Below are 8,286 nucleotides of genomic sequence, written 5' to 3' on the forward strand. Positions count from 1 at the left end.
CCGCGCCGCCGGAGGCGGCGGCCGGCTGCACGGTCGTCGGCTGCGATTTGGCCGACCGCCAGGCCGTAGCGAAGTCCATCGCCAAGATTTCGCCCGACGCGGTGCTGCATCTGGCGGGAGCCAATCATGCCGGCGCCTCCTGGAAGGATCCCGCAGGCTATCTGGAAGCCAATCTGATGGGCACGGTGCATCTGCTGGAAGCCGTCCGGCTGTCCGCTCCCTCCTGCAGGATCATCGTCGCCGGCTCCATGCTCGGCTACAGGCTGCCGGAGGACGGACCGCCCCGGCCGCCTCATCCCTACAGCCTGAGCAAGACGTTCCAAAGAGCCGCCGCCCTCAGCTGGCATTCCATGTACGGCATGGACATCATCGCCGCGGAACCTTGCAATCTTATCGGGCCCGGGCCCTCCGGCGGCCTTAACGCTCTGCTCGCCCGGTACGCGGCTGCTTGCGAGAAGGCTGCGGCGGAGGGAGAGGAGCCTCCGCTCCCGTTCCAGCTCTCCTCTCGGACCGAGAAGCGGGATTTCCTCGATGTCCGCGATGCGGTGCGGGGGTATGAAGCCATCCTGCGGGGCGGCCTCTCCGGGGCGACCTACGCCATGGGGTCCGGCCGGATGCGATCTCTCGGGGAGCTGGCCGATCTGTACCTCAGCCTAGCGGCTTGCCCGCTGGAGATTCAGGCTGGAGACAGCGAGGCGGCGTCTCCTCCGCCTGCGGATGCCTCGGCCTTGGCGGCTCTCGGCTGGAGCGCGGGCATCTCTTTGGAGCAGTCCTGCTCGGACACGCTGGAGGAGGCGCGCCGCGCGCTGAAGAGATGAACATCGGATGGAGATTCTCCTTCTCATGCTGGAGAAGCCGAAAAAATCAAACGGGATGAAACCGAGCGGAAATCGGCTACATCCCGTTTTTTTTTCGTTGCTACTTCGTCCCGTTGGAGCGAGAAATAAAAAAATCGAAACTAGCGGGAAACCATTTTCCTAAATGAGAGTTTATCCGATATAATCGGAGTTATCTTATCCTATTTTGTCGAAATAAAAGCCCGTTACTCCACAAGTCGGAAAGCGAGGGGCCTCATGGATTTTCCCATCAATATCCTGCTCGTAGACGATCATCCGGAAAACCTGGTGGCCATTGAGGCGGTTCTCGTCGGAGAACCCTATCGTCTGGTCCGGGCCTATTCCGGTATGGAAGCTTTGCGATGTTTGCTGGAAGAGGAGTTTGCCGTCATTGTCATGGCTGTGCAGATGCCGGGGATGGACGGGATCGAGACGGCCAGCCTCATCCGGACCCGGGAGAAGACCAAATTCGTGCCGATCATCTTCATGACGGCCACGAGCAATAAGATGGAGCACATCTTCGCCGGCTATTCCGTAGGCGCGATGGATTATATGACGAAGCCCTTCGTTCCGCAGATCTTCAAATCCAAAATCGAGGGCTACGTCAGCATGTATGAAGCGAACAAGACCCTCCAGATTCAAAGCGAAACGTTGAAGAACCAGACGAGGCAGCTGGAGAAAGCCAATCTGGCGCTCAGTCAGGCGAAGGAGACGGCGGAGCTCGCCTCCCGCGTGAAGTCGGAATTCCTGGCCATGATGAGCCATGAGATGCGGACTCCGCTAAATGGAATCATCGGCATGTCCGATCTGCTTCTCGCCTCCGATTTGCCGGAGGAATTCACCGAGATGGCCGGCATCATCCACACTAGCGGTCATGCCCTGCTCTCTGTCATCAACCATATTCTCGAATTCTCCAGAATCGAATCCGGAAAGATGGAACTGGAAGAAGAGGCTTTTTCCCTCCAGCACTGCTTGATGGAGACGATGGACCTGTTCACGGCCAAAACCAGGGAACGGGACCTGGAAATAAAAGTCTTCATGGATCCGTCTCTGCCTTCTTATTTGAAGGGAGATGTCAACCGTCTCCGGCAGGTGCTGAACAATCTGGTCGGCAATGCCGTCAAGTTCACCCATGAAGGCGGCGTATGCATAAGGGTGGACAAGCTGGAGGAGACGGCTGATTCCCTTTTGCTTGAATTCAGGATCATGGATACCGGAATCGGAATCCCTCCGGACAAGGTCGACGAGCTGTTTCAGCCGTTCTCCCAGCTGGATGCCTCGACAACCCGGATGTTCGACGGCACGGGCCTCGGATTATCGATCAGCAAATCCCTGGTCGAGCTCATGGGCGGCACGATCCGGGTAGAACCGTCGCATGAACCCGGCACGACCATTATTTTTACGACAGCCGTCAAGCCGTTCCGGCATGACGACGTTCATCCTCAGGAGGATTCGGAATACGCTTCCAAAGAAATGATGCCGCACGACAAGGGCAAGGATGATCTCATCGTCAAGCCGGACCGATTGGACGTCGGGAAACCGGCCATTCAAAACTATGACTGGATAAAGGGGCAGGGTTGAGGACATGAGCGAGCAAAACGTGAACAACGGATCCAGCGACGGCCGAATCGACGGCGGCGAGCTGCTCAACGCCTTGATGGCGATGAAGAAGGGCAACTTCTCCTACCGGATGCCGTATGACCGCACGGGCGTGGCCGGCAAGGTGGCGGATACGTTCAATGAAATCATGGATATTCATGAGGGCCTGGTGTCTGAAGTCCAGACTGTAGCCAAGGTGGTCGGAAAGGAAGGGAATCTCTCGAAAAGGTTCGTGCAGAAAAATCTGGGCGGTTCCTGGGAAACGATCACCGACTCGCTGAACGGCCTCGTCATCGACTTGATCCAGCCGACGAGCGAGATGGTTCGGGTCATCAACGCCGTTGCCAAAGGCGACCTGTCCCAGAAGGTGGAGCTGGAAATCGAGGGACGGCCGCTTACCGGCGAATTCCAGAGAACGGCGAGCAACATCAATATGATGGTGAATCAGCTCAGCACCTTCGCCTCCGAGGTGACCCGCGTGGCGCGCGAGGTCGGCACGGAAGGAATTCTGGGCGGCCAGGCGGACGTCAAAGGCGTATCGGGCACTTGGAAAGATCTGACCGACAGCGTGAATTACATGGCGACCAACCTGACGGATCAAGTGCGCAATATCGCGGCGGTCACCACTGCCGTCGCAAACGGAGATCTGTCGAAGCAGATCACGGTCAGTGCGCGTGGAGAGATTCAGGAGCTCAAGAATACGATCAATACGATGGTGGACCAGCTCTCCATGTTCTCCTCCGAGGTGACCCGCGTGGCTCGCGAGGTCGGCACGGAGGGCAAGCTCGGCGGGCAGGCGGATGTCAAGGGCGTATCCGGCACCTGGCGGGATTTGACCGAGAGCGTCAACTACATGGCTTCCAATCTGACCAACCAGGTGCGCAACATCGCGGTCGTCACCACGGCGGTCGCAAACGGCGACCTGTCGAAGAAGATCACCGCGGATGTGCAGGGCGAGATTCTGGAATTGAAGAACACGATCAACACGATGGTGGATCAGTTGTCGACGTTTGCTTCCGAGGTGACCCGGATGGCGCGCGAGGTCGGCACGGAAGGGATTCTCGGCGGACAGGCGGATGTCAAAGGCGTCTCCGGCACCTGGCGGGATCTGACTGAAAGCGTCAACTACATGGCTTCCAACCTGACCAACCAGGTGCGCAACATCGCAGAGGTGACGACCGCGGTCGCGAAGGGCGACTTGTCGAAGACGATAACCGTCGACGCCAAAGGCGAGATCCTCCAGCTGAAGAGCACGATCAATATCATGGTGGATCAGCTCAGCAACTTCGCCTCGGAGGTGACGCGGGTTGCGCGCGAGGTGTCGACGGAAGGAATCCTCGGCGGGCAGGCGGATGTCAAAGGGGTATCCGGCACCTGGAAGGATCTTACCGACAGCGTCAACTTCATGGCCGGCACGCTGACCGATCAAGTTCGCAATATCGCCGAGGTGACGACAGCTGTCGCCAAAGGCGATCTGTCCAAGCAAATCACTGTCAACGCGAAAGGCGAGATCCTGGAGCTCAAGAATACGATCAACACGATGGTGGAGCAGCTCTCTACCTTCGCCTCCGAGGTGACGCGGGTCGCACGGGAGGTCGGCACCGAGGGCATGCTGGGCGGACAAGCCCAGGTCAAGGGCGTTGCAGGCACCTGGCGCGATTTGACCGAGAGCGTCAATTACATGGCTTCGAACTTGACCAACCAGGTGCGCAACATCGCGGTCGTGACGACGGCTGTCGCGAACGGCGATCTGTCCAAGAAAATTACGGCGGATGTGCAGGGCGAGATCCTGGAGCTCAAGATCACGATCAACACAATGGTAGACCAGCTCTCGATGTTCTCCTCCGAGGTGACGCGGGTGGCGCGCGAGGTCGGGACGGACGGAAAGCTGGGCGGGCAAGCGCAGGTCAAAGGGGTCGGCGGCACCTGGAAGGACTTGACCGAAAGCGTCAATAACATGGCCCGGAATCTGACGGACCAGGTGCGCAACATCGCGGACGTCACGACGGCGGTCGCGAAGGGCGATCTGTCCAAGAAGATCACCGTCGATGTCAAAGGCGAGATCCTGGAGCTGAAGAACACCATCAATACGATGGTGGACCAGCTCTCGACCTTCGCCTCCGAGGTTACGCGCGTAGCTCGCGAGGTCGGCACGGACGGCAAGCTCGGCGCGCAGGCTGAAGTGAAGGATGTGTCCGGCACCTGGAAGGATCTGACCGATACGGTCAACTACATGGCCAGCAACCTGACGGTCCAGATGCGCAACATTGCCGGCGTGACGACGGCCGTCGCGAACGGCGACCTGTCCAAGAAAATCACGGTCGACGTCAAAGGCGAGCTGCTGGAGCTGAAGAACACGATCAACACGATGGTGGACCAGCTCAATTCGTTCGCCTCCGAGGTTACGCGGGTGGCGCGGGAGGTCGGCACGGACGGCAAGCTGGGCGGACAAGCCCAGGTGCGCGGCGTCGGCGGAATCTGGAAGGACCTCACCGACAACGTCAATATCATGGCGACGAACCTGACGGATCAGGTGCGCGGGATCGCCAAGGTCGTCACTGCGGTGGCGAACGGCAACCTGAAGCAGAAGCTGACCGTGGAAGCCAAGGGCGAAATCGCCGAGCTGACGGATACGATCAACAATATGATCGAGACGCTGGCCACCTTCGCCGACCAGGTGACCACCGTGGCGCGGGAGGTAGGCGCCGAAGGCAAGCTGGGCGGCCAAGCGAGCGTGCCGGGCGCAGCCGGCACCTGGCGCGATCTCACCGACAACGTCAACTACATGGCGAGCACGCTGACCACCCAGGTGCGCGCCATCACCAACGTCGCGACCGCGGTGACCAACGGCGATCTGTCGCGCGCCATCGACGTGTCCGCATCCGGAGAAGTCGCGACGCTGAAGGACAACATCAATGAAATGATCCGGAACCTGAAGGAGACGACCCGGATCAATACGGAGCAGGACTGGCTCAAGACCAACCTCGCCAAGTTTTCGCGGCTGCTGCAGGGGCAAAGGGATCTGTATGCCGTCAGCCGCATGATCCTGTCGGAGCTGGCCCCGCTCGTATCGATGCAGCATGGCGTCTTCTACATCAACGAACCGGTCGGCGGCGAGCCGGTGCTGAAGCTGTTCGCGAGCTATGCCTACCAGACCCGCAAGCATCTGGCGAACGAATTCCGGGCCGGACAGGGGCTGGTCGGCCAGTGCCTGATCGAGAAGCAGCGGATCCTGCTGACCAACGTGCCGGGCGACTATGTCGTGATTTCGTCCGCTCTGGGAGAAGCGACGCCTCTCAACATCGTCTTGCTGCCGATCATCTTCGAGGACCAGGTGCTGGCGATTCTGGAGCTCGCTTCCTTCCGTCTCTACAGCGATATCGACATCGCCTTCCTGGACCAGCTGACGGAATCCATCGGCATCGTGATCAACACGATGCAGGCGAACCAGCGTACGGAGGAGCTGCTGATTCAGTCGCAGTCCCTCACCGAAGAGCTTCAGAAGCAGCAGATGGAGCTGCGCAACACGAACGACGAGCTCGAGGACAAGGCGAAGCTGCTCGTGCTGCAGAAGGCGGAAGTGGAGAGCAAGAACCATGAGGTCGAAGTGGCCAAACGGTATCTGGAGGAGAAGGCGGAGCAGCTGGCCCTCACATCCAAGTACAAATCCGAATTCCTGGCCAACATGTCGCATGAGCTCCGCACCCCTCTCAACTCCCTGCTGCTGCTGGCCGAGCAGCTGGCCGAGAATCCGGATGAGAACCTTCACGAGATCCAGGTGAAGTTCGCGAAGACGATCCAGGACTCCGGACTCGAGCTGCTCAATCTGATCAACGACATTCTGGATCTGTCGAAGATCGAATCGGGCACCGTTACGCCGGATTACAGCGAAGTCTCGCTGGCGGAGCTGACAGACGGGCTTGACCGGACCTTCCGCCACATGGTGGACGCCAAGAAGCTGGACTACCGGATCAAGGTCGAATCCGGCGTGCCGGCGAGCATCCTCACGGACTTCAAGCGGCTTCAGCAGATTTTGAAGAATTTGCTTTCCAACGCCTTCAAATTCACGGAGCAGGGACAGATCATGCTCCAGGTCAAAAAAGCGAGCGGGGGCTGGAACCTGGAAAACGACTCGCTGAACCATGCCAAGACGGTCCTCTGCTTCACCGTCAGCGATACCGGAATCGGAATTCCGCCCGAAAAGCAGCAGATCATCTTCGAAGCCTTCCAGCAGGCGGACGGCAGCACGAACCGGGAATACGGAGGAACGGGACTGGGGCTTGCCATCTCCAGGGAGATAGCCGAGATGCTGGGCGGAGAGATCACCCTGTTTAGCGAAGTGAACCAGGGAAGCGTATTTAATCTTTACCTTCCTACGGAAGCGGAATACACGGAGCCGGAGCCCCGCAAGCCGCATGCTCCCGAGGTGATCGACATCACTCCGCCCAAACGCAGAAGCAGCCTGTCCCGGCCGGCGGATGACTCCTTGATGGACGACAGGGACCGCATCGAGCCTGGAGACCGCGTGTTCCTGATCGTGGAGGATGACCAGAAGTTCAATGAGATCATTCTCGATCTCCTCCGAAAGAAAGGAATCAAGGCGGTCATTAGTTCCGGCGGCCTGGACGCCCTGGAACTCGTTCACAAGTACAAGCCGATCGCGATTACGCTGGATCTGCATCTGAGGGACACCGACGGCTGGCTGGTGCTCGAGCAGCTGAAGAACGATATCAAGGTGAGGCATATTCCGATCTGCGTCATGACCGTCGACGAGGACGAGGTGCTCCTGCTGCAGAAGGGAGTGTTCGATTACTTCCGCAAACCGGTGACGAACGAAGAGCTGGAGAACGCGCTGGATCGCTTGAGCCAGTTTGCGGACAATAAGGCCCGCAGCCTGCTGGTGGTCGTTCAAGACGAGCAGGAGCGCAAGGGAATCGTCGAGCTGCTGGGCAGCCAGGATCTCAAGATCACGGCCGTGGACACGGGACGCAAAGGATTGAACCAGCTCAATGCCAAAGCTTTTGACGGCGTGGTTCTGGACAGCGGCTTGAAGGATATGAATCTCATCCGGTTCGTCCGCGAGATGCACAAGGATGCCCGGAACAAAAGGATTCCCATCCTGGCCCGTCTGAGCAGGAAGCTCGCGCCGGCGGAAGAGAACGAATGGGATGAGCTGGTCAAGATGGCGGTTCTCAAAGAGGTCAAATCGAATGCCCAGCTGATCGATGAGACCACCCTCTTCCTGCACCGCAAAGAAGAGAACCTGCCTGCCGGCTCCAGGGACAAGCTGGTCAAGCTGCATCATTCCAATGAAATGATCGAGTACAAGAAAGTGCTTGTGGTCGATGACGATATCCGGAACATTTTTGCTCTCACGTCCATTCTGGAGCGCCATCACATGAAAGTCATTCCGGCGGAGAACGGCCAGACGGCTCTGCACATCCTGGAACATACGCCGGATATTGAAATCGTGCTGATGGATATCATGATGCCGGGAATGGACGGTTACGAAACCACCCGTGCAATCCGGCAGAAGGCGGAGTTCAAGGATCTTCCCGTTCTTGCGCTGACAGCGAAGGCCATGAAGGGGGATCGGGAGCTATGCCTTGAGGCCGGGTGCTCGGATTACATCACAAAACCGGTCAACAGCGCGCAATTGCTGACCATGATGCGCACGTGGCTGGACAGATGATTCCTGCGTTCCATGAGAAAGGGGCTGTCCCTGAAAGCCATTCGGCTTTCAGGGACAGCCCCTTCATGGTTTAAAATGGATGCCGCAATTCACAGCCGCCGATCATCTGTCATTCGAGTCGAGCCTCTGGATTTAAGCCGGCTGCCTGGCGCCGCCTTG

3 protein-coding genes are annotated in these 8,286 nt (G+C 58.7%); all 3 read left to right on the plus strand.

The window, feature by feature from the left end:
* Window positions 1-818 (plus strand): NAD-dependent epimerase/dehydratase family protein (locus BN871_RS22975; RefSeq protein ID WP_048749145.1); only part of this gene is annotated, 818 nt, incomplete at its 5' end.
* Window positions 819-1,073: 255 nt separating this feature from the next.
* The gene (locus tag BN871_RS22980) at window positions 1,074-2,417 is read left to right on the plus strand and encodes an ATP-binding protein (RefSeq protein ID WP_048749149.1); all 1,344 of its coding nucleotides are present in this window, start codon (window positions 1,074-1,076) and stop codon (window positions 2,415-2,417) included.
* A 4-nt stretch (window positions 2,418-2,421) separates the two neighbouring features.
* Window positions 2,422-8,127, plus strand: coding sequence for a HAMP domain-containing protein (locus BN871_RS22985; RefSeq protein WP_048749147.1), 5,706 nt, complete (start codon window positions 2,422-2,424; stop codon window positions 8,125-8,127).
* Window positions 8,128-8,286: the final 159 nt, after the last annotated feature.

Source organism: Paenibacillus sp. P22, assembly GCF_000469945.2.
GTDB lineage: Bacteria > Bacillota > Bacilli > Paenibacillales > Paenibacillaceae > Paenibacillus_O > Paenibacillus_O humicus.